Genomic DNA, 19,282 nt, shown 5'->3' on the forward strand with positions numbered 1-19,282 from the left:
CGCGTCCATCTAGCTTCTATGACTGACAAGCCGGTACTTCAGCCAGGACCCGACCACCCGATCACGGTCACGCCGAACCACAACCGGGTCGTCGTGACGGTGGCCGGAAAGGTCGTCGCCGACACCCGCAACGCGCTCACGCTGCAGGAATCGAACTATCCGCCGGTGCAGTACGTGCCGCTGGCCGACGTCGACCAGTCGCTGCTCGAGCGCAGCTCGTACGAGTCGTACTGCCCGTACAAGGGCGACGCGAGCTACTACTCGATCCCGCTCGGCGGGGAGAAGGCCACCGACGCGGTCTGGGAGTACGCCGAGCCCTACGGCCCGGTCGCCGCGATCAAGGGCCACGTGGCGTTCTGGGACGGCCGCGTCGACTCGATCGACGTCGAGGCCGAGGGCCAGCGCGCCTGAGCCGTTCACCGGCCGCGCCCAGTTCTCCCCCGGGCGCGGCTAGAACAACGTCATCGACTCGACCGGCTCGGGCTCGACCGGTGGGGGTTCGGGGAGCGCGTCGAGCGCCGGCACCTCGGCCCGCACGGCGGTGTGAAAACGGCGGGCCAGCGCGAGCGACTCGACGTTGTCGGGCGTGTGCACGAACACGGTCGGTGACCGGCCCTCACGCAGCCACGCCGCGACCCGGGCCACCCACGGCCGCCACCCCTCGGCCGTGCGGGCCGGGTCGTCCCGGCCGAGGTAGCGCACGATCGGCCGGTCGGTGAGCGCGGCCTCGCGTTTCGCGACCCGCGGCTTCTTCGTCCAGGCGTCGCGTTCGGCGTCGCTGGTGGGCGGGGTGGCGAAGAACGCGGTGGTGTCGAACGGCACCCACTCGGTGCCGGACGCCCGCAACACGGCCTCGAGTTCGCGCGCGGCGTGCGCGTCGTCGAAGAACGCCGGGTGGCGCACCTCGACCGCGTAGCGGAACGACGGCGGCAGGCGGCGCAGGAACCGGGCGAGCGCGGGCACGTCGGCCGGGGCGAATGCGCCCGGCAACTGCACCCAGAGCGCGTGGGCGCGAGCGCCGAGCGGCTCCATCGCGTCGAGGAACGCCCGGACGTCCTTCTCGACGCCCTGGAAACGGCCCTCGTGCGTGACGGTGCGCGGGAACTTCGGGAGGACCCGGAAATCCTCGTCGGTCTGGGCCGCCCAGCCGGCCACGGTGGCCGCGGAGGGCGTCGCGTAGAAGGTGGTGTTGCCCTCCACCGCGTCGCACCACCGCGCGTAGGCGCGCAGCCGCTCCGCGGACGGCAGCGCGTGGTTCGGCCAGGCCTTGTGCGTCCACTGCGCGCACCCCACCGCCAGCCGCACCCCGACTCCCTCCGCCGCCGACCGTGCGGCCACCCTACGCGCCCCCACCGACATCCACCGCCCGCGCCCGCTCACGCCCGCCCGGAGGCGCTCACCCCGCACGGAGGCTCACCCCGGCCCGGAGACGCTCACCCGGCCCGGAGACGCTCACCCCGGCCCGGAGACGATCACTCCGACGCCCTCGGCCAGACCAGGGCCAGCTGGCTGACGTCGGCGGACGGGTGGCCGGCGCGGTCGGAGACCGTGGCCGTGACCACGGCGCGCCCGCCCCGCGCGCTCGGTGAGAACTGGCTGAACAGCTGCCAGTCGTCGGCCCGCCCGTCGCCGGTGAACGTCAGCGCGTGGTCGAGCGAGACCGCGTTCCACTCCGCGGCGAGCGAGCGTTCGTGCCCCACCGGGACACCGTGGCGGGCCACGACCGTCGCCATCAGCATCAGGTCGCTGGCGTAGGCGGTCGCGGCGCGGTGCAGCAGCGGATCGGGCGGTAGCGCGTCGCACCGCATCCAGACGTGCACCCGGCCGTCCTCGCCGGTGCCGGCGACGCGGACGTCGACCGCGGTGAACCCGTCCCAGAGTGCGCCGAGGCCACCGTCGTCGACGGCGAGCCCGGCCAGCGGCGTGCTCGTGTCCGGCCCGGCGACGACCGCCGGCGCGGCCGCGTGCCGCACGCCGTCCGGTACGTCGGCCGCCGCCGTCACCCAGGAGCGGCACAACTCGCGTCCGTCCTGGTGGACGCCGACCTCGAGCACCGAGACCCGGCGCCCGGTACGCAGCGGCTCCACCTGGAGCGTCACCGGGTGGCCGATGCGACCGGCACGCAGGAACGTGGTGCGGACCGTGTGCACGGCCCGGTCGGCGGGCAGCGTCCGCCCGGCCGCGACGACCGACTGGCCGACGAGCCGGCCGCCGAACGGCTGCGGCAACGGCATCCCGTCGCTCTCGCCCCGGTACCGGCCCTCCCCGATCGCCTCGACGTCGAGCAGCGCCGCCAGCGACGTCATCCGGCCCCCGGCTCCACGCTCCGCGCCGGCGCACCGGGCCCGGCGGCGGCCGGTCGCTTCTTCGGCGGGAGCGGGAAGAAGCCGCTGGTACGCGCCACGTAATCCTCGAAGGCCGCGCCGCGGTGGCGGCGCATGCGCCGCTCCAGCAGCGCCTTGCCGCTGAACCGGAGCAGCAGCACCGTCATGACGATCGGTGAGACCACGGTGAGCAGACCGGCCGGGTGCCCGAGCGCCAGCAGCCAGAGCCCGAACCAGACGACGGTGTCCCCGAAGTAGTTCGGGTGCCGGGTCCAGGCCCAGAGACCGCGGTCCATGATCCGGCCCGCGTTGGCCGGGTCCTTCTTGAACCGGGCCAGCTGCGCGTCCCCGACCGCCTCGAACAGGAATCCGACCGTCCAGACCGCGATGCCCAGCCCGCCGAGCACGCCCAGCGACGCGGACTGGTACATCGCCAGCTGCACCGGGATCGACACGACGAGCAGCAGCACGCCCTGCAACCCGTAGATCTTGCGGATCAGGAACCCGACCAGCGATCCGGTGCGGTGACGCATCAGCGCGGTGTAGCGCTTGTCCTCGCCGTGGCCCCGGTTGCGGTTGCCGATGTAGACGCCCAGCCGCAGCCCCCAGATCGCGGTCAGCGCGAGCACGACGCCACGGCGCAGGTCGTCGCCGGAGCCGGTCGAGGCGAGGTAGCTGACCACGGCCATCAGCACGAACCCGGGGCCCCAGAAGATGTCGATGATCGACTGGTTGCGGATGCGGATCGCCACCGCCATCAGCACACCGAAATACACCAGCGCGGCGACGACGCAGAGCGCGACGTTCAGCGCGAACCCGGACCAGTTCACGGCCGAAGCTCCTTCGCGAAGTCCTGGAACGCGGCCTGCGCCTCGGGATAGGTGTGCCGGTCACCGGCGCGGCTCGCGGCCAGCGCGGCGGCGAGGCCGACCCCGTCGGCGGGGAAGCGCACGGTGCCGCCCTCGACGGCGTCGGCGACCCGGATGCCACCCGCGGCGGCCACGATCACCTCGCCGTTGACCTCCGACGCCGGATCCAGCAGGGCGCTGACCAGGGGCGCGACCGCCTCGGCGCGCATCAGGCCGGCGTAGCGCGGGTCCATGCCCGACGCGGTCATCTGCGTGGTGGCGTACGGCAGCACCACGTTCGTGTGGACGCCCCGCCGCGCGCCCTCGACGGCGGCGGTGCGACCGAGCGCGATGACCGCGCCCTTGCTGGCCGCGTAGGCCGAGACCGTCGGCTCGCCGTGGAGGCCCGCGGTGGACGCGACCAGCACGATCCGGCCGCCGCCGTGCTTGCGCATCACCGCGGAGGCCGCGGCGGTGACCAGCACGGTGCCGACCACGTTGACGTCCAGCACGGTGCGGAGGTTCTCCGGCGTGGTGCTGTGCAGCATCTGCGGGCCGCTGACCGCGGCGCTGGTGACCAGGCCGTCGAGGCGGCCCCACCGCTCGAGCGCGGTCGCGACCAGGCGGTCCGCGGTGGCCGGGTCCTCGACCGCGCCGTGGTCGGCGACGGCGTCTCCCCCGGCGGCGCGGATCTCGGCGACGACGTGGTCGGCCGGCCCGCGCCCGGCGTCGTCGACGACGCGGTTGCGGTTGTTGACCACGACCTTCGCCCCGCGCGCCGCGGCGTCGAGCGCGAACGCCCGGCCCAGCCCCTTCCCGGCGCCGGTGACGATCACGACGCGGCCGTCGAGCGCGCTCACGCGGCGAGCCGCTCGATCAGCACGGCGACGCCGAGCCCGGCGGCGCCGGAGACCGCGGCGACGCCGTAGCGGCCGCCGCGGTCCTCGAGCGCCTCCACGCAGCTGCCGACGAGGATCGCGCCGGTGGCGCCGAACGCGTGGCCCATGGCCATCGTGCCTCCATTGGGGTTGAGCCGGTCCGGCCCGGCGTCCAGGTCGCGCCGGAAACGCAGGCAGAGCGCGGAGAACGCCTCGGCGAACTCGAACACGTCGACGTCGGCCGGGGTCAGGCCGGCCCGGGCGAGCACGGCCTCGACCGCGCTCTGCCCGGCGGTGAGCATGACGACCGGGTTCACCGCGGTGGTGGCGGCGCCGACGATCCGGGCGCGGGGCCGCAGGCCGGTGCGCCGGGCCGCGTCGGCGTCGCCGAGCAGCAGCAGCGCGGCCGCGTCGGCCATCGCCGGTGAGGTGCCCACCGTGTGCAGGTGGTCGATGTGGTCGACCCCGTCGTAGGCGCCGAGCGCGATCGCGTCCTGGCCGTCCTTCCCGAGCCCGGCGAACGCCGGCGGCAACGCGGCCAGCCCGTCGAGCGTCGTGCCCGGCCGGACCAGTTCGTCGTGGTCGAGGCCGGCCACCGGCACCAGGGACCGGGCGAACGCGCCACCGGCCCGGGCCGCGGCGGCCTTCTGCTGGGTCTCGACGCCGTACGCGTCGAGTTCCGCGCGGGTGAACTTCTCGATCGTGGCGTTCAGGTCGGCGGCGATGCCCATGTGCACCGAACCGATCCGGCGGACGGTCTCGGCGTCGGTCCAGAGCGGGCCCCGGTCGGCGAACATCGGCACCCGGGAGACGCTCTCGACGCCGCCGGCCACGGCCAGCCGCAGGTCACCGGCGCGGATCCGGGCCGCGGTCTGGCCCACCGCGTCGATGCCCGACGCACAGAACCGGTTGAGCGTTCCGCCCGGCACCCGGTCGCCCCAGCCGGCCAGCAGCGTCGCGGTGCGGGCCAGGTCGGCGCCCTGCTCGTCGACCTGGGACGCGCAGCCGAGGACGACGTCCTCGACCTGCCCGGTGTCCAGGCCGGTGCGCCGGGCCAGCTCCCGCTGCAGCCCGACGACGAGGTCCACCGCCGGGACGTCGTGCAACGACCCCTTGGCCGACGCTCTGCCCCGCGGGGTCCGGACGTAGTCGAGAACGAACGTCATCGATGTCTCCTCATCGCCGAGGAAAATTCACGCTTCAACAGCGGGAGATACTCTGCTAGTTGTAGCTTAGACGCAAGAGCGGCAGCAGCGGACGCGAAGGAGCGGACCAATGAGCATCTGGGTTCTCGGCGGCTACCAGAGCGACTTCGCCCGAAACCTCACCCGCGAGGGCGCGGACCTCGCCGACCTGACCCGCGAGGTCGTCGACGGCACCCTCGAGGCCGCGAACCTCCCCGGCGGCGAGATCGGCGTCGTGCACGTCGGCAATGCTTTCGGTGAGCTCTTCGCGATGCAGGGCCACCTCGGCGCGATGCCGGCCACGGTCCGCGACGACCTCTGGGAGACCCCGGCCTCCCGGCACGAAGCGGCCTGCGCGTCGGGCTCGATCGCGGCGCTGGCGGCCATGGCCGACCTGAACGCCGGCCACTACGACACCGCGCTGGTCGTCGGCGTCGAGCTGGAGAAGACGGTCCCGGGTGACACCGCGGCCCAGTACCTCGGCACCGCGGCCTGGACCGGCCACGAGGGCGAGGGCGTGAAGTTCATGTGGCCGCACATGTTCAGCCTGGTCGCCGACGAGTACGCGAACCGGTACGGGCTGGACGAGCAGCACCTGCGCGCGATCGCCGAGCTCAACTTCGCCAACGCGCGCCGCAACCCGAACGCGCAGACCCGCGGCTGGGACGTCCCGCCGCTCACCGCGGACGACCGGGCCAACCCGACGGTCGAGGGCCGGGTGCGCCGGTTCGACTGCAGCCAGATCACCGACGGCGGCGCGGGCGTCGTGCTGGTCACCGACGACTACCTGCGGCGCCACCCCCACCTGCGGCCGTGGGCGCGGATCCTGGGCTGGGGCCACCGCACGGTCGGCCTGTCGATGCGGCCGAAGTTCGACCGGTCCGCCGACGATCCGTACGTGCTGCCCCACCTGCGCCGGGCCGTCGGCGACGCGTTCGGGCGGGCCCGGATCACGCTCGAGCACCTCGACGGCCTGGAGACCCACGACTGCTTCACCCCCAGCGAGTACCTCGCGATCGACCACATCGGGCTCACCGGTCCCGGCGAGTCGTGGAAGGCCGTCGAGAACGGCGACATCGCGATCGGCGGCCGGCTGCCGATCAACCCCAGCGGCGGGCTGATCGGCGGCGGTCACCCGGTGGGCGCCTCGGGCGTGCGGATGCTGCTCGACGCGACCAAACAGGTCTCCGGCCGGGCCGGCGACTACCAGGTCGAAGGCGCCAAGACCTTCGGCACGCTCAACTTCGGCGGGAGCACGGCCACCACGGTCAGCCTCGTCGTGGGATCAGGAGAGATGGCATGAGCGTCGAGATCGTGGGCCGGATGCTGTCCACGCTCCCCGGGGACGACGACCACCCGTACCGCACCGGTCCGTGGCGTCCGCAGACCACCGAGTGGAGCGCGGACGACCTCGAGGTCGTCGAGGGCGAGGTGCCCGCCGACCTGGACGGCGTCTACCTGCGCAACACCGAGAACCCGCTGCACCCGTCGGTGAAGAACTACCACCCGTTCGACGGCGACGGCATGGTGCACGTCGTCGGCTTCCGGGACGGCAGGACGTTCTACCGCAACCGGTTCGTGCGCACCGACGGGCTGCTCGCCGAGAACGAGGCCGGCGAGGCGCTCTGGGCCGGCGTGTCGGAGAACCCGGCGCTCTCCCGCCGCGACGACGGCTGGGGCGCACGCGGACGCATGAAGGACGCGTCGAGCACCGACGTCATCGTGCACCGCGGCACCGCGCTGACCAGCTTCTACCAGTGCGGCGACCTGTACCGCGTCGACCCGTACAGCGGCCAGACGCGCGGCAAGGAGGACTGGGGCGGCCGGTTCCCGTATCAGTGGGGCGTGTCGGCCCACCCCAAGGTCGACGACCGCACCGGCGAGCTGCTGTTCTTCAACTACAGCAAGGAGGCGCCGTACATGCACTACGGCGTCGTCGACGCGGACAACGCGCTGGTGCACTACGTCGACGTGCCGCTGCCCGGCCCGCGGCTGCCGCACGACATGGCGTTCACCGAGAACTACGCGATCCTCAACGACCTCCCGCTGTTCTGGGACCCGGCCGCGCTGGAGCGGGGCGTGCACGCGCCGCGCTGGCACCGGGACGTGCCGGCCCGGTTCGCGGTGATCCCGCGTCGCGGCGGGACCGATCAGATCCGGTGGTTCGAGGCCGAGTCCACGTACGTCCTGCACTTCACGAACGCCTACGAGGACGGCGACGAGATCGTGCTCGACGGCTTCTTCCAAGGCGACCCGGAGCCGGCCGACAACGGCATGGGCGACAAGTGGCAGCGCGCGTTCCGGTTCCTGGCGCTGGACCGGATGCAGTCCCGCCTGCACCGCTGGCGGCTGAACCTGGTCACCGGCGCCGTCCGCGAGGAACAGCGCTCGGACCGGGTGACCGAGTTCGGCATGATCAACGGCGAGCACGCCGGCCGCGACTACCGGTACGTCTGGGCCGCCACCGGCAAACCGGCCTGGTTCCTCTTCGACGGCCTGGTCCGCCACGACCTGAAGACCGGCGCCGAGGAGCACCTGTCGTTCGGCGACGGCGTCTACGGCAGCGAGACCGCGATGGCGCCCCGCGTCGGCGGCTCCGGCGAGGACGACGGGTACCTGGTCACGCTCACCACCGACATGAACGCCGACGCGTCGTACTGCGTGGTGCTCGACGCCGCACGCATCGCCGACGGGCCGGTCTGCAAGCTCAAGCTGCCGGAGCGGATCTCCAGCGGCACCCACTCGACGTGGGCCGCCGGTTCCGAGCTGCGTCGCTGGCAGGATGCAGACACCGCCGCGGCGGCGGTCGGCCTGTAACCCCACCGAAGGACACCCTGATGAGCGACGAGCAGCCCACCGAACTCGAGCCCGGCGGCCCCAACGCCGTCGGCAAGATGCTCGGCCTGCTCGGCGACGAGTGGACGCTGCTGCTGATCCAGCAGGCGCTGCTGGGCGTCACCCGCTACGGGCAGTTCAAGGCCGCGATGCCGATCAGCAACGCGGTGCTCACCGCCCGGCTCAACCTCCTCACCCGGGAGGGGCTGCTCGAGCGCAACGTCTACCAGTCCAACCCGCTGCGCGCGGAGTACCTCACCACACCGCGCAGCCGGTCGCTCTGGCCGTTCATGCTCGCGATCTGGGACTGGGAGCGGAAGTGGGTACCGGGGCACGACCTGCCGCGGATGGTGCACACCGTCTGCGAACGGGAGTTCGCCCCGGTCCTGTCCTGCGCGTCGTGCGGCAAACCCGCGGCCGCGCGCGAGATCGCCGCGGAGTGGGGGCCGTCGGGCAACTGGGCCCGCTCGGTGCCGGAGGCCTCCACCCGCCGGCGCTGGGACTCCGAACAGGTCAGCGGCGCCGCCGGGCTGTTCCCCGACACGATGACGATCCTCGGCAACCGGTGGGCGTCCGCGCTGATCGGGGCCGCGTTCCGGGGCATCACCCGGTTCACCGACTTCGAGAAGGCCCTGTCCGCGCCGCCGACGCTCGTCGCCGACCGGCTCCGGGCGTTCGTCGCGATCGACGTGCTGGCCGCGACCCAGAACGACAAGCGGCCCGACTGGGCCGAATACCACCTCACCGAGAAAGGTCGGGCGTTCTTCCCGGTCGTGGCCACCGCCCTGCAGTGGAGCCAGCGCTGGTTCCGCTCCCCCGAGGGCCCGGCGCTGCTGGAGACCCACACCACCTGCGGTGCCGAGTTCGACCCGCAGTTCCGCTGCGACCAGTGCAGCACCGTCGTGCACCGACGTGACGTCCGGATCGTTTGACTCAACGCTTCAAAGGAGAGGCATGAGCAGTCCCTCCAACCCCGTCGCCGATGCCGTCGCGAACGCCGAGAGCCTCGCCGACCTTCTCCGCACCACCGCCCGGTCGACCCCCGACGCGCCCGCCGTCGTCGGCGACGGCCGCAACGTCACCCACGGCGAGCTGGACCGGCGCTCCAACGCGCTGGCCTCCGGCCTGATCGACGCCGGTCTGGCGCCCGGCGACCGGGTCGCGTACCTGGCCCGCAACGCCACCGAGTACTGGGAACTGTTCTTCGCCGCCGCGAAGGCCGGGCTGGTCGTCGTGCCGATGAACTTCCGGCTGGCCGCGCCGGAGGTGGAGTGGATCCTCGACGACGTGACCCCGGCCGCGCTGCTGGTCGAGGAACACCTGGTGCCCCTGGTGCCGGCGTCGTTCGCCGGGCTCCGGCTGGTGCTTGGCTCCACCTACGAGGAGTTCGTGGCCGCCGCACCGGCCGACGACCCGCACCGCGACTCCACCGGCGACGACCTGTTCAGCATCATGTACTCCTCCGGCACCACCGGCCGCCCGAAAGGCGTCATGACGACGGTCGCCGGGTTCCTCTGGGCGGTCGGCGCGTTCGGCACCCAGTTCGACGTGTCGTCGGCCTCGGTCAGCCTCGTCCCGACGCCCTACTACCACATCGCGGCCGGCGGCTGGTCGCTCATCGCGCTCGCCGCGGGCGGCCGGATCGTCCAGTTCACCGAGGTCACCCCGGCCGGGCTGATCACCTCGATCGTCGGGCACCGGGCCACCCACGTGATCATGGTGCCCACCGTGATGCAGCTGTTCATCTCCTCGCCGGAGGCGTCGGCGGCGGACTACTCGAGCGTCGAGTGGGTCGTCTACGGCGGCTCGCCGATCTCCGAGTCGGTGATGGTGGGCGCGCAGACGGTGTTCGGGGCGAAGCTCGCGCAGAGCTACGGGCTCACCGAGACGATCGGCGTGACGACGATCCTGGGCGCCGACGACCACGTGGTCGGGGCCGGGTCGACGTTGCGCTCGGCGGGGCGGGCCGTGCCCGGCGTCGACGTGGCGGTGGTCGACCCGGTGACGGGTGAGCCGGTGCCGGCCGGCACCACCGGTGAGGTCGTGACCCGCGGCCCGGCCGTCACCCCGGGCTACTGGAAGCGCGGCGAGGCCGGAGCGTACTTTCCCGGCGGCTGGTTCCGCACCGGGGACGCCGGCTACCTGGACGAGGACGGCTACCTGTTCCTCGCCGACCGGATCAAGGACATGATCAGCTCGGGCGGCGAGAACGTGTACCCGGCCGAGGTCGAGAACGCGATCATGGCGCACCCCGACGTGCTCGAGGTGGCGGTGATCGGGGTGCCGTCCGAGCGGTGGGGCGAGACGCCGCTCGCGGTGGTGGTGCCGCGGGCCGGGGCCGCGGTCGACGGCGCGGCGATCATCGCGCACTGCCGGGAACGGCTGGCGCACTACAAGTGCCCGACGTCGGTGGAGGTCGTGGCCGACCTCCCGCGCAACCCGTCCGGGAAGCTGCTCAAACGGCAGCTGCGCGAACCGTACTGGGCCGGACGCGAGAGGGCGATCTCATGACTTTCCCCATTCTCCGGCAGGTCGTGCTGGGCGCGTCCGACGCCGAGGTGACCGGCAAACAGCTCCGGGAGACGTTCGGGCTGGCGCCCGGGTTCGCCGACCCGCTGCTCGACGACATCGGCCTGGCCGACGAGACGATCCGGGTCGGGAGCGAAGCCCACCTGGAGGTCGTCGCCCCGCTGCGCGACGACGTGTCGCTCGCGAACTGGCTGCGCAAGGGCGGCGGTGGCGGCGGATACGCGGTGTCGATCCAGGTGCCGCTGGTGCAGCCGTTCGTGGACCGCGCCCTCGCCGACGGCGTCCGCCTCGCCGCCGACCTGGAGGCCTACGGCCGCCGGATCGTGCAGCTGCACCCGCGGGACATGGGGCTGCTCGTGGAGCTGGACGAGATCGGAGACCCGTCGGCCTGGTTCTGGGACGACATCCCGGTCGTCGAGCCGCCGGCCCCGGTGATCGACGACGTCCGCGGGGTGACGCTGCACTCGCCCGACCCGGCTGCCCAGGCCCGCCGCTGGGGCGCGGTGTTCGACGCCGACGTCACCGGCGGGCAGCTGCGGCTCGGCACCCGGACCGTGCGGTTCGCCGAGGGGCCGCGCACGATGCTGGCCGCCGTCGAGCTGCGCGCGCCCGGCCCGGCACCGGAGCCGGTGGAGATCAACGGGGTCCGCTTCACGGTCAGCTGAGCAGGCGGGCGCGCAGCGCCGCGAGCTCGGCGTCGGGAAGCCCGTTGTCGCGCAGGAAATCCGGCATCCGGAGCCCGGCGACGGTGGACGCGAGCGACGCCTCGACCGTGGTGCCGTGCTCGGCGAGCAGCCGGCGGACCCGGCCCAGCACGTCGGGATGGCCGAGCGCGGCGTACCGCTCGGCCATCCGCTCGAACGTCATCAGGTAGTCGTCCGCGATCTCGTCCGGGGTGGCGCCGGCCAGCGCGAGCAGCACCAGCGTCACCAGCCCGGTGCGGTCCTTGCCCCCGCGCAGTGGATCACCACCCCACCGGGCGCCGCGGTCGCGACCGCCCGGACGGCCGCGACCACCGGCTCCGGGTGCTCGGCCAGCATCGCCGGGTAGTACAGCGGCGAGGCCAGGTTGTCGATCGCCACCCAGTGGTCGTGGAACGGCGTCCCGATCGGCTCCAGCGGCACCCGCACGGTGGTGATGCCCGCCGGCCGGGGCGCGACGTCCGGGTCGCACTCCTCGGCGGAACGCAGGTCGACGACCGTCCGGACGCCGTGGTCCCAGGCCGCCGCCCAGCCCGCGGCGCTCAGCGTGGTCGGCGCCTCCATGCGGACGACCGCCCGGGGCCGCACCCGCCCCAGCCCACCGAGGTCACGAACGTTGACACACCCGTCCCACGACAGCTCCCGGCTCATGGGTCCAGGTTAGGGCGGCACCGCACGCCGGGAACGCGCCACTGAGGACACGGTGCCCTGATCCTCCGGGTGGACGGGGGGATCCCTCGACGGCGCCCGCTATCGTTCCCGCGGGAGGGACGATGGACGGAATCACCGCTCTGGTCAGCGATTACGGCTACCTGGGCCTGGCCGTGCTGGTGCTGGTCGAGGGCTTCGCGATCCCGGCTCCCGGGCAGACCGCGGTCGTGCTGGCCGCGGGCCTGGCGGGAACCGGGAAGCTGAACGTCGTCGGCGTGGGCCTGGTCGCGTTCGCCGCGGCCGTGATCGGCGACAACATCGGCTACTGGATCGGCCGGAAGGGCGGCCGGCCGCTGATCCTGCGGTTCGGCCGGTACGTGCGCCTCACCGAGACGCGCCTCGAACGCGTGGAGGCGTTCCTGTCGCGGCGCGGGTCGGTGGTCGTGACGATCGCGCGGTTCGTCGACGGAATGCGCCAGCTCGGCGGCCTGGTGGCCGGGGCCACCGGCATGCCGTGGCGGCGCTACGCCACGTTCGAGGCGCTCGGCGCCGCGCTCTGGGCCGGCACCTGGACGACCGCCGGCTACCTGGTCGGCGGCCATCTCTCCGAGGTCGAGGCCACGCTGCGCCGCTACCAGTGGTACGTCGGAGCGCTCGTGGTCGTGCTCGTCGCGGGCTGGTTCGTGCTACGCCGACGCCGCCGCCATGCGCTCGCCGGCCCAGGTGTCGAACGAGGTGACGGGGATTCCTAGCGCGCGGGCGAACTCGGGGCGCGCGGGCTGCCCGGCCTCGTTCAGGAGCTCGTGCGACAACCCGGCGTACGGCGGCATCCCGGCGTCCAGCGCCTCGGCCTCGGTCAGGTCCGGCGCGGTGAACGGCACACCCACCGCGCGGGAGAGCACCGCGGCGATCTCGGTCATCGACCGGTAGTCGCCGGCCAGTTCCAGCTCGACGCCGTGGAAGCGCGGCGGGTCGGCGACCGCGGCGGCGACCGTCGCCCCGATGTCGTCGACGGCCACCAGCGACAGGTGGGTGGTCGGCCGCAGCACGGTCGCGATGCCGCCCTCGACGCCGCGCGGCAGCAGGTAGCGCGCCGAGGGCAGGAAGTTCTCCATGAAGAACGCCGGCTTGACCAGCGTCCAGTACCGGAACCCGGCGTCGCGCACCCGGTTCTCGATGCCGGTCTTGGCGGCGTAGTACGGCTCCATCGGGGCCCACCGGCCGGTCTCGTAGCCGGGTGCGCTCGCCAGCCGGTCCGATCCGGACACCGAGGTGTGCACGAACTGCGCGACGTCGGCGGCCCTGGCGGCCCCGATCAGGTTCGTGGCCTGCCGCAGTTCGCCGTCGAAGTCGTAGGCGCCGTCCTTGACCTCGGCCATCTGGATCGAGAACACCGCGCGGACGCCGTCCACCGCGGCGGTCAGCGAGGCTCGGTCGCGCAGGTCGCCGATCACCGGTTCGGCGCCGAGCGCGGCGACGGCGTCGGCCTTCGCCGGGTCGCGCACCAGCGCACGCACACCGACGCCGGCCGCGAGCAGCGCACGGGCGGTCGCGCCGCCCTGCTGTCCGGTCGCGCCGACGACAAGAACGGGAGCGGACATCGCGCTCCTCCTTCGGATCCCGTAAACGGCGGGGCCCGCCGTTTCTCTGTGGCTAAGATACGGCGGGGTCCGCCACTTAGCAACCGAGAGGAGTGCCGGTGCGAGCCGACGCCCGACGCAACTACGCGCTGCTCCTGGACGTGGCCGCGCGTGCCGTCGCCGAGCAGGGTGCCGACGCGTCGCTGGAGCAGATCGCCCGCACCGCCGGGGTCGGGTCCGGCACCGTCCGGCGGCACTTCCCGACCCGGCACGCCCTGCTCGAGGCGGTCTTCCGCACCCGGATCGACGCGCTGGACGTGCGGGCGCGCGAGCTGGCCGACCGGCCCGATCCCCGCGCCGCGCTGATCGACTGGCTCGACGCCGTGCTGGCGTTCGCCGCCACCACCCGGGGCGTGGCCGAGGCCCTCAACCGCGATCACGTCGCCGACCCGGGCGAACCCCACGAGCACTGCGCCACGGCGCGGCTCACCCGGGCCGGTGACCCGCTGGTGCGCCGGGCCGCGGCCACGCTGACGCCCGGGGTGACGATCGCCGACCTGCTCACGCTCGTCACCGGCATCGCGCTGGCCACCGAGCACCACCCGGACCGCGCCGCCGAGTCCCGCCGCCTGCTGCACCTCACGATCACCGGCGTGAGCCCCGACTGACCGCCCCGACCGGCCGCGTCCGGCGAACTCGGCGCGGCCGCGGGTGGCCGAGCCGCCGACTGTCGATCACCGGTGACCGGGAGATCCTCGACGCCGCCGGCGACCTGCTCGCCGAGCTCCTGATACGGAAAAGATAGGCGCCGGCTCGTAGGTTGAGAGCATGCGTGTACTCCTCGTCGAGGACGAGCCCTACCTGGCCGAGGCGATCCGCGACGGGCTGCGGCTGGCGGCGATCGCGGCCGACGTGGCCGGTGACGGCGACACCGCGCTGGCGCTGCTCGGCGTCAACCAGTACGACATCGCCGTCCTCGACCGCGACGTGCCCGGCCCGTCCGGTGACGAGATCGCCGAGCACATCGTCTCCTCGGGCCGCGACACGCCGATCCTGATGCTCACCGCGGCCGACCGCCTCGACGACAAGACGTCGGGCTTCGCGCTCGGCGCCGACGACTACCTCACCAAGCCGTTCGAGCTACGCGAACTGGTGCTGCGGCTGCGCGCGCTCGACCGGCGCCGCGCGTACCGCCGTCCGCCGGTGCGTGAGCTCGCGGGCGTGCGCCTGGACCCGTTCCGGCGCGAGGTCTACCGCGACGGCCGCTACGTCGCGCTCACCCGCAAACAGTTCGCGGTCCTCGAGGTGCTGCTGGCCGCCGAGGGTGGCGTCGTCAGCGCCGAGCACCTGCTCGAACGGGCCTGGGACGAGAACGCCGACCCGTTCACCAACGCGGTGCGCATCACGGTCTCGGCGCTGCGCAAGCGGCTCGGCGAGCCGTGGGTGATCGCCACCGTGCCGGGCGTCGGTTACCGCATCGATGGCTAGGAGACCCGGGTTGAGCGTCCGGATGAAGCTCACGCTCAGCTACGCCGGCTTCCTGATGGTCGCGGGGGTCCTGCTGCTCGGCGCGGTGTGGGTGTTCTTGCTGCGCTACGTTCCCGACCCGCCGGGCCACCGGCCCCTGATGGGCCCCACCCGCTACGCCCTGCAGGTCGCGTTCTTTCCCCGCGCCGCCCAGGTGATGGTGTTCCTGCTGGTCTTCGGGCTGATCGGCGGCTGGATCCTGGCCGGGCGGATGCTCGCCCCGCTGGCCCGGATCACCGCCGCGACCCGCCGGGCGGCGAGCGGGTCGCTGTCGCACCGGATCGAGCTGGAGGGCCGCTCGGACGAGTTCCGCGAACTCGCCGACAGCTTCGACGCGATGCTCGCCCGGATCGAGGCCGACGTCGCCGAGCAGCAGCGGTTCGCCGCCAACGCGTCCCACGAACTGCGGACCCCGCTGGCGATCATGCAGACCCTCCTCGACGTCGCCCGCAGCGATCCCGGGCGCCGCGCCGGTGAGCTCGACGACCGTCTCCGCGCCGTCAACGGCCGGGCGATCGAGCTCACCGAGGCGTTGCTGCTGCTCAGCCGCACCGACCAGCGCGTGTTCACCCGCGAGGCGGTCGACCTGTCGCTGCTCGCCGAGGAGGCGGGCGAGACGCTCCTGCCGCTGGCCGAGAAGAACGGGGTGCGCGTGGTGACGACCGGGGACGTCACCCCCACCCTCGGCTCGCCCGCGCTCCTGCTGCAGCTCACGACGAACCTGCTGCACAACGCGATCGTGCACAACCGGCCCGCGGACGGCACCGTGCTGGTGCGCACCGCCGTCGACGGCGGGTCCGTCGTGCTCACCGTGGAGAACACCGGCGACGTCCTCGGCCGGCAGCTGGTCGCCACGCTCACCGAGCGGTTCACCCGCGGTACCGCGCGCGTGCACACCGACCAGGCCGGCGCCGGTCTCGGGCTGGCCATCGTGAAGAGCATCGTGCGGGCCCACGACGGGACGCTCCGGCTCGACCCACGCGACGGCGGCGGCCTGCGCGTCACGGTCCGGCTACCCCGCGACCGACCGTGATCGGGAAGTCGAAATAGGTCTCCGGATACGGTTCGTCGACCAGCGTGTAGTGCCACCACTCGCTCTCGTAGGCGCGGAAACCGCAGGCCTCCATGATCGAGCGCAGGATCAGGCGGTTGGTCGTCTCGGGCGCCGCGATCCCGGCCGCTCCGTGGTGGGAGACCACGTCCATCAGGTCGTGGTCGCCGCCCATCGCGGCGAGGTCCCCGCCGACCCGGTGGAACAGCGTCAGGTCGACGGTGCTCCCACGGCTGTGCCCGGACCGGGCGGCCACGTACCCCTGGGTGAACATGTCCGCGCGGTCGATGTTCGGGTAGTGCCGCTGCTTCGTCCGGCCGTCCTCCGGCTTCTCCGACCAGCGCCGGAACGCGTCGACCGCGCGCTGGGGCCGGTAGCCGTCCCAGAGCAGGAGCCCGAACCCGGACGACTCGGCCTCCACCCGGGCGCGGTCCAGCGCCTCGCACAGCGCGGTGGTGCCGACGATGCGGTTGGCCAGGTACCCGTCCAGCGGCCGGCCGGTGAAGTTGTCCCAGGTGGCGTACTTGGCGTCCCAGCGGATGCCGGGCACGAACTCGTCGACGAACACGAACCGGTTGCTCATCGGGCCAGCGCCAGCGTGATCAGCCGGTCCAGCACGGCCGGCAGCGGTAACCCCGCGGCGGCCATCATGCGTGGGTAGCGGCTGTACGAGGTGAGCCCGGGCAGCGTGTTGACCTCGTTGAGCACGACCGTGCCGGCGTCGGTCAGGAACAGGTCGACGCGGGCCAGGCCCCGGCAGCCGAGCGCGCGGTACACGGTGGTCGCGGTCCGCCGGACCAGCGCACGGGACACGTCGGAGAGGTCGGCGGGGACGACGAACGTCGCGTTCTCGGACCCGGTCTCCGGTGTCTCTTCCTGGTGGATCCGGAAGAACCCGTGCGAGAGCGCGACCCGGTCCAGCTCGCCGACGATCAGGTCGGGGTCGTCGCCCAGCACCGCGCACCCGACCTCGCGACCGGCGACGGCCGCCTCGACCAGCACCTTGCTGTCGAACCGCCGGGCCGCACGCACCGCGTCGGGCAGCTCGTCGGGGTGCTCGATCTTGCTGACGCCGAACGACGACCCGGACCGGGCCGGCTTCACGAACAGCGGCCAGGTGAGCCCGTCGAGCTTCTCGTCGTCGGTGAGCACCCGGAACTCCGGCGTGCCGATCCCGGCGGCGCGGGCGACGGTGTACGCGAGCGACTTGTCCATGGCGAGCGCGGAGCTCGGCACGTCGCAGCCGACGTACGGGATGCCGGAGAGCTCCAGCAGGCCCTGCACCGCGCCGTCCTCGCCGAACCGGCCGTGCAGCACCGGCAGCACCACGTCCAGCCGCACCGGGCCGCGCCCGTCGACGAGCAGTCCGTGGTCGCCGCGGTCCGGGGAGAGCACGGCCTTCGCCCCGTCGTCCGCGTCCGGCCCGTCGCACCACCGCCAGCCGCCCTCCGGGGTGATCCGGACCCAGACCGGCTCGTACTTCGCCGGGTCGAGGTGTTTCGCGACCTCCCGCGCGGACTTGACCGACACGGCGTGCTCCTCCGAGGCACCTCCGAAGAGGATTCCGACCTTCACTGTTCCCCGCTTCCGAAGTTCCGGCAGTTGACCAGGGTGTTCTCGACGACGTCACGCAGACCGTGGTCGGTGTAGTAGGCGGTGTGCGGGCTGACGATGACGTTCGGCCGCTCCTGCAGGCGCAGCAGCGCCTTGTGCCCGATCGGGTCGTTCCGCCGGTCGGTGGAGAAGATGCCGTCCTCCCCGTCGACGACGTCCAGTGCGGCGCCGGCGACCCGGCCGCTCTCCAGCGCGGCGAGCAGCGCCTCGGTGTCGAGCAGCGCGCCGCGGGCCGTGTTGACCAGGACCACGCCCGGTTTGCAGCGTTCGAGCCGGGTCCGGTCGAGCAGGTGGCGGGTCGCGGCGGTGAGCGGCACGTGCAGCGTCACGACGTCGCTCGCGCGCAGCAGCTCGTCGAGCGGCACCGAGTCCGCCGCGGCCACGTCGTGGACGAGGATCCGGCCGCCGAAGCCGGCCAGCCGGGTGATCACCGCCGACCCGATGCGCCCGGCGCCGACCACGCCGACCGTGAGGTCACGCAGCTCCCGCCCGCGCGCCTCGTTCAGCCGGTAGTCGTGGACCTCGGCACGCAGCACCGTCGACTTGGCGTCGCGCAGGGCCATCAACATCAGCATCACGGTGTAGTCGGCCACGCTGCCGGGCGAGTAGGCCACCGTCCCGACCGTGATCCCGACCCGCTGGGCGAACCCGGTGTCGATGTGGTCGACCCCGACGCTGCGGGTCGAGACGTAGCCGACGCCGGCGCGGCTCAACGCCGCCAGCACCGGCCCGGTCAGCCGCGTCCGGTGACCGACGCTGACGCACCGGCTCCCGGCGGCCAGCCCGCTGTTCTCCGCGGCGACCGGCGCCTCGATGACGACCGGCTCCATCCCGTACCGGGGCGCCGCCGCCCGGAACGCCGCGGCCTCGTCCGGCCCGCACCCGTAAATCGCGATTCGGCTCATGCGGGCAGTCAAGCCAGCGCGGCGTTGCGACCGGGTATGCGCTTCCGGATACCCCCGCGATAGGGGCCGTGGTTCAGCGGGGGATCGCGGCCCGGACGGCCGGCGGGGCGTCGGCGCGCAGGCGGTCGTCGGGGGTGGCGCCGAGGGCGTTGTTCACGGTGGAGAAGGCCAGCCGCAGCGCGACGAAGACGGTCATCGCGAAGATCTCCGCGTCCGGGAAACCGGCCTCGCGCAGCTCGTCGACGTCGGTGGCCGTGGTGGCGTGGGGGGCGCGGGCCACGCGGCGGGCCCAGCGGGCCATCGCCTGGTCGGCGGCCGGCAGGCCGGAGTCGTCGCCGGAGAGCACCGCGCCGGCCACGTCGTCGCCCGCGACGCCGGCCAGACGGGAACCCCAGGCCAGCGAGCAGTACGGGTCGCCGAACGCCGACGCGGTCGCCGAGACCAGGATCGCGCGGCGGCGGAAGTCCAGCGACGTGCCCGCGGTGACCTGGCCCAGCAGGGCGAACAGGCCGCGTTCGGCCGCCGGGTCGTGGGCCCACAGGCGCGTCGTGTTCATCACGTAGCCGAGGTCGGCCTCGTCCTCGGCGAAGAGCGCGTCGCTCTCCGCCGAGGCGGTCGGGTCGGTGAGGTAGCCGGTCATGCTCCGATCGTCGCA

20 protein-coding genes and 1 pseudogene are annotated in these 19,282 nt (G+C 73.3%); 10 read left to right on the forward strand and 11 right to left on the reverse strand.

Annotated features, from left to right (window positions below; all coding sequences use genetic code 11):
- Positions 1–18 precede the first annotated feature (18 nt).
- Complete coding sequence (locus ABD437_RS09015) at positions 19–411, forward strand: DUF427 domain-containing protein (RefSeq protein WP_344648302.1); 393 nt, start codon at positions 19–21, stop codon at positions 409–411.
- 39 nt (positions 412–450) lie between these two features.
- Here ABD437_RS09015 and ABD437_RS09020 read toward each other — a convergent pair whose 3' ends face one another.
- The 5 genes from ABD437_RS09020 to ABD437_RS09040 all read right to left on the reverse strand — a co-directional run bounded on the left by ABD437_RS09020 (position 451) and on the right by ABD437_RS09040 (position 5,216).
- Positions 451–1,305 (reverse strand): DUF72 domain-containing protein, encoded by an 855-nt coding sequence (locus tag ABD437_RS09020; RefSeq protein ID WP_344648303.1) that lies wholly within the window; start codon positions 1,303–1,305, stop codon positions 451–453.
- Between the two features lie 167 nt (positions 1,306–1,472).
- Positions 1,473–2,306, reverse strand: coding sequence for an acyl-CoA thioesterase (locus tag ABD437_RS09025; RefSeq protein WP_344648304.1), 834 nt, complete (start codon positions 2,304–2,306; stop codon positions 1,473–1,475).
- The gene (locus ABD437_RS09030; RefSeq protein ID WP_344648305.1) at positions 2,303–3,154 is read right to left on the reverse strand and encodes a DUF1295 domain-containing protein; all 852 of its coding nucleotides are present in this window, start codon (positions 3,152–3,154) and stop codon (positions 2,303–2,305) included. The genes ABD437_RS09025 and ABD437_RS09030 overlap by 4 nt, the downstream gene beginning before the upstream one ends.
- Positions 3,151–4,032 carry an SDR family NAD(P)-dependent oxidoreductase gene (locus tag ABD437_RS09035; protein WP_344648306.1) on the reverse strand — a complete coding sequence of 294 codons (882 nt, stop codon included), beginning with the start codon at positions 4,030–4,032 and terminating at the stop codon, positions 3,151–3,153. Before ABD437_RS09035 ends, ABD437_RS09030 begins: the two co-directional genes overlap by 4 nt.
- Positions 4,029–5,216 (reverse strand): acetyl-CoA C-acyltransferase, encoded by a 1,188-nt coding sequence (locus tag ABD437_RS09040; RefSeq protein WP_344648307.1) that lies wholly within the window; start codon positions 5,214–5,216, stop codon positions 4,029–4,031. Before ABD437_RS09040 ends, ABD437_RS09035 begins: the two co-directional genes overlap by 4 nt.
- A gap of 109 nt (positions 5,217–5,325) precedes the next feature.
- Between ABD437_RS09040 and ABD437_RS09045 the strand changes: the two genes are divergently transcribed.
- Genes ABD437_RS09045 through ABD437_RS09065 form a run of 5 tightly spaced genes read left to right on the forward strand, consistent with a single transcriptional unit; the run spans position 5,326 to position 11,263 of the window.
- Positions 5,326–6,537 carry an acetyl-CoA acetyltransferase gene (locus ABD437_RS09045; RefSeq protein WP_344648308.1) on the forward strand — a complete coding sequence of 404 codons (1,212 nt, stop codon included), beginning with the start codon at positions 5,326–5,328 and terminating at the stop codon, positions 6,535–6,537.
- The gene (locus ABD437_RS09050) at positions 6,534–8,051 is read left to right on the forward strand and encodes a carotenoid oxygenase family protein (RefSeq protein WP_344648309.1); all 1,518 of its coding nucleotides are present in this window, start codon (positions 6,534–6,536) and stop codon (positions 8,049–8,051) included. Before ABD437_RS09045 ends, ABD437_RS09050 begins: the two co-directional genes overlap by 4 nt.
- 20 nt (positions 8,052–8,071) lie before the next feature.
- Positions 8,072–9,001 (forward strand): winged helix-turn-helix transcriptional regulator, encoded by a 930-nt coding sequence (locus ABD437_RS09055; protein ID WP_344648310.1) that lies wholly within the window; start codon positions 8,072–8,074, stop codon positions 8,999–9,001.
- A 22-nt stretch (positions 9,002–9,023) separates the two neighbouring features.
- Positions 9,024–10,580: a long-chain-fatty-acid--CoA ligase gene (locus tag ABD437_RS09060; protein WP_344648311.1), complete on the forward strand. Its 1,557-nt coding sequence runs from the start codon at positions 9,024–9,026 to the stop codon at positions 10,578–10,580.
- Positions 10,577–11,263, forward strand: coding sequence for a VOC family protein (locus ABD437_RS09065; RefSeq protein ID WP_344648312.1), 687 nt, complete (start codon positions 10,577–10,579; stop codon positions 11,261–11,263). The genes ABD437_RS09060 and ABD437_RS09065 overlap by 4 nt, the downstream gene beginning before the upstream one ends.
- Here ABD437_RS09065 and ABD437_RS09070 read toward each other — a convergent pair.
- Positions 11,256–11,950 (reverse strand): annotated as a pseudogene (locus ABD437_RS09070) (tyrosine-protein phosphatase). The gene ABD437_RS09065 and the pseudogene ABD437_RS09070 overlap by 8 nt on opposite strands.
- A 122-nt stretch (positions 11,951–12,072) precedes the next feature.
- Here ABD437_RS09070 and ABD437_RS09075 point away from each other — a divergent pair.
- The gene (locus tag ABD437_RS09075; protein WP_344648313.1) at positions 12,073–12,702 is read left to right on the forward strand and encodes a DedA family protein; all 630 of its coding nucleotides are present in this window, start codon (positions 12,073–12,075) and stop codon (positions 12,700–12,702) included.
- Here the strand turns inward: ABD437_RS09075 and ABD437_RS09080 are convergent.
- Complete coding sequence (locus ABD437_RS09080; RefSeq protein ID WP_344648314.1) at positions 12,637–13,551, reverse strand: NmrA/HSCARG family protein; 915 nt, start codon at positions 13,549–13,551, stop codon at positions 12,637–12,639. The two genes, ABD437_RS09075 and ABD437_RS09080, sit on opposite strands and share 66 nt — an antisense overlap.
- Before the next feature lie 98 nt (positions 13,552–13,649).
- On the opposite strand from ABD437_RS09080, the gene ABD437_RS09085 reads away from it, so the two are divergent.
- The 3 genes from ABD437_RS09085 to ABD437_RS09095 all read left to right on the forward strand — a co-directional run bounded on the left by ABD437_RS09085 (position 13,650) and on the right by ABD437_RS09095 (position 16,090).
- Positions 13,650–14,198 (forward strand): TetR/AcrR family transcriptional regulator, encoded by a 549-nt coding sequence (locus ABD437_RS09085; RefSeq protein WP_425558124.1) that lies wholly within the window; start codon positions 13,650–13,652, stop codon positions 14,196–14,198.
- A 160-nt stretch (positions 14,199–14,358) separates the two neighbouring features.
- Positions 14,359–15,018 (forward strand): response regulator transcription factor, encoded by a 660-nt coding sequence (locus ABD437_RS09090; protein ID WP_344648316.1) that lies wholly within the window; start codon positions 14,359–14,361, stop codon positions 15,016–15,018.
- Entirely contained in the window at positions 15,011–16,090 is a 1,080-nt protein-coding gene (locus ABD437_RS09095) for a sensor histidine kinase (RefSeq protein WP_344648317.1), read from the forward strand. The genes ABD437_RS09090 and ABD437_RS09095 overlap by 8 nt, the downstream gene beginning before the upstream one ends.
- Here ABD437_RS09095 and vanX read toward each other — a convergent pair.
- The 4 genes from vanX to ABD437_RS09115 form a co-directional block, all read right to left on the reverse strand.
- The gene (gene vanX, locus ABD437_RS09100) at positions 16,059–16,691 is read right to left on the reverse strand and encodes a D-Ala-D-Ala dipeptidase VanX (protein WP_344648318.1); all 633 of its coding nucleotides are present in this window, start codon (positions 16,689–16,691) and stop codon (positions 16,059–16,061) included. The two genes, ABD437_RS09095 and vanX, sit on opposite strands and share 32 nt — an antisense overlap.
- Positions 16,688–17,710, reverse strand: coding sequence for a D-alanine--D-alanine ligase family protein (locus ABD437_RS09105; RefSeq protein WP_425558131.1), 1,023 nt, complete (start codon positions 17,708–17,710; stop codon positions 16,688–16,690). Before ABD437_RS09105 ends, vanX begins: the two co-directional genes overlap by 4 nt.
- Complete coding sequence (locus ABD437_RS09110) at positions 17,680–18,627, reverse strand: NAD(P)-dependent oxidoreductase (RefSeq protein WP_344648320.1); 948 nt, start codon at positions 18,625–18,627, stop codon at positions 17,680–17,682. The genes ABD437_RS09105 and ABD437_RS09110 overlap by 31 nt, the downstream gene beginning before the upstream one ends.
- Before the next feature lie 73 nt (positions 18,628–18,700).
- Positions 18,701–19,267, reverse strand: a complete 567-nt coding sequence (locus ABD437_RS09115; RefSeq protein WP_344648321.1) for a carboxymuconolactone decarboxylase family protein — start codon at positions 19,265–19,267, stop codon at positions 18,701–18,703.
- Positions 19,268–19,282: the final 15 nt, after the last annotated feature.

This window comes from Cryptosporangium japonicum (assembly GCF_039524755.1).
In the GTDB taxonomy this organism is placed as follows: Bacteria; Actinomycetota; Actinomycetes; order Mycobacteriales; family Cryptosporangiaceae; genus Cryptosporangium; species Cryptosporangium japonicum.

What these genes read in the sequence shown, in the direction of transcription:
- ABD437_RS09015 (WP_344648302.1), top strand. Translation starts at nt 19, where the DNA reads ATGACTGACAAGCCGGTACTTCAGCCAGGACCCGACCACCCGATCACG.
- ABD437_RS09025 (WP_344648304.1), bottom strand. Translation starts at nt 2,306, where the DNA reads ATGACGTCGCTGGCGGCGCTGCTCGACGTCGAGGCGATCGGGGAGGGC.
- ABD437_RS09040 (WP_344648307.1), bottom strand. Translation starts at nt 5,216, where the DNA reads ATGACGTTCGTTCTCGACTACGTCCGGACCCCGCGGGGCAGAGCGTCG.
- ABD437_RS09045 (WP_344648308.1), top strand. Translation starts at nt 5,326, where the DNA reads ATGAGCATCTGGGTTCTCGGCGGCTACCAGAGCGACTTCGCCCGAAAC.
- ABD437_RS09050 (WP_344648309.1), top strand. Translation starts at nt 6,534, where the DNA reads ATGAGCGTCGAGATCGTGGGCCGGATGCTGTCCACGCTCCCCGGGGAC.
- ABD437_RS09055 (WP_344648310.1), top strand. Translation starts at nt 8,072, where the DNA reads ATGAGCGACGAGCAGCCCACCGAACTCGAGCCCGGCGGCCCCAACGCC.
- ABD437_RS09060 (WP_344648311.1), top strand. Translation starts at nt 9,024, where the DNA reads ATGAGCAGTCCCTCCAACCCCGTCGCCGATGCCGTCGCGAACGCCGAG.
- ABD437_RS09065 (WP_344648312.1), top strand. Translation starts at nt 10,577, where the DNA reads ATGACTTTCCCCATTCTCCGGCAGGTCGTGCTGGGCGCGTCCGACGCC.
- ABD437_RS09075 (WP_344648313.1), top strand. Translation starts at nt 12,073, where the DNA reads ATGGACGGAATCACCGCTCTGGTCAGCGATTACGGCTACCTGGGCCTG.
- ABD437_RS09080 (WP_344648314.1), bottom strand. Translation starts at nt 13,551, where the DNA reads ATGTCCGCTCCCGTTCTTGTCGTCGGCGCGACCGGACAGCAGGGCGGC.
- ABD437_RS09090 (WP_344648316.1), top strand. Translation starts at nt 14,359, where the DNA reads ATGCGTGTACTCCTCGTCGAGGACGAGCCCTACCTGGCCGAGGCGATC.
- ABD437_RS09095 (WP_344648317.1), top strand. Translation starts at nt 15,011, where the DNA reads ATGGCTAGGAGACCCGGGTTGAGCGTCCGGATGAAGCTCACGCTCAGC.
- vanX (WP_344648318.1), bottom strand. Translation starts at nt 16,691, where the DNA reads ATGAGCAACCGGTTCGTGTTCGTCGACGAGTTCGTGCCCGGCATCCGC.
- ABD437_RS09110 (WP_344648320.1), bottom strand. Translation starts at nt 18,627, where the DNA reads ATGAGCCGAATCGCGATTTACGGGTGCGGGCCGGACGAGGCCGCGGCG.
- ABD437_RS09115 (WP_344648321.1), bottom strand. Translation starts at nt 19,267, where the DNA reads ATGACCGGCTACCTCACCGACCCGACCGCCTCGGCGGAGAGCGACGCG.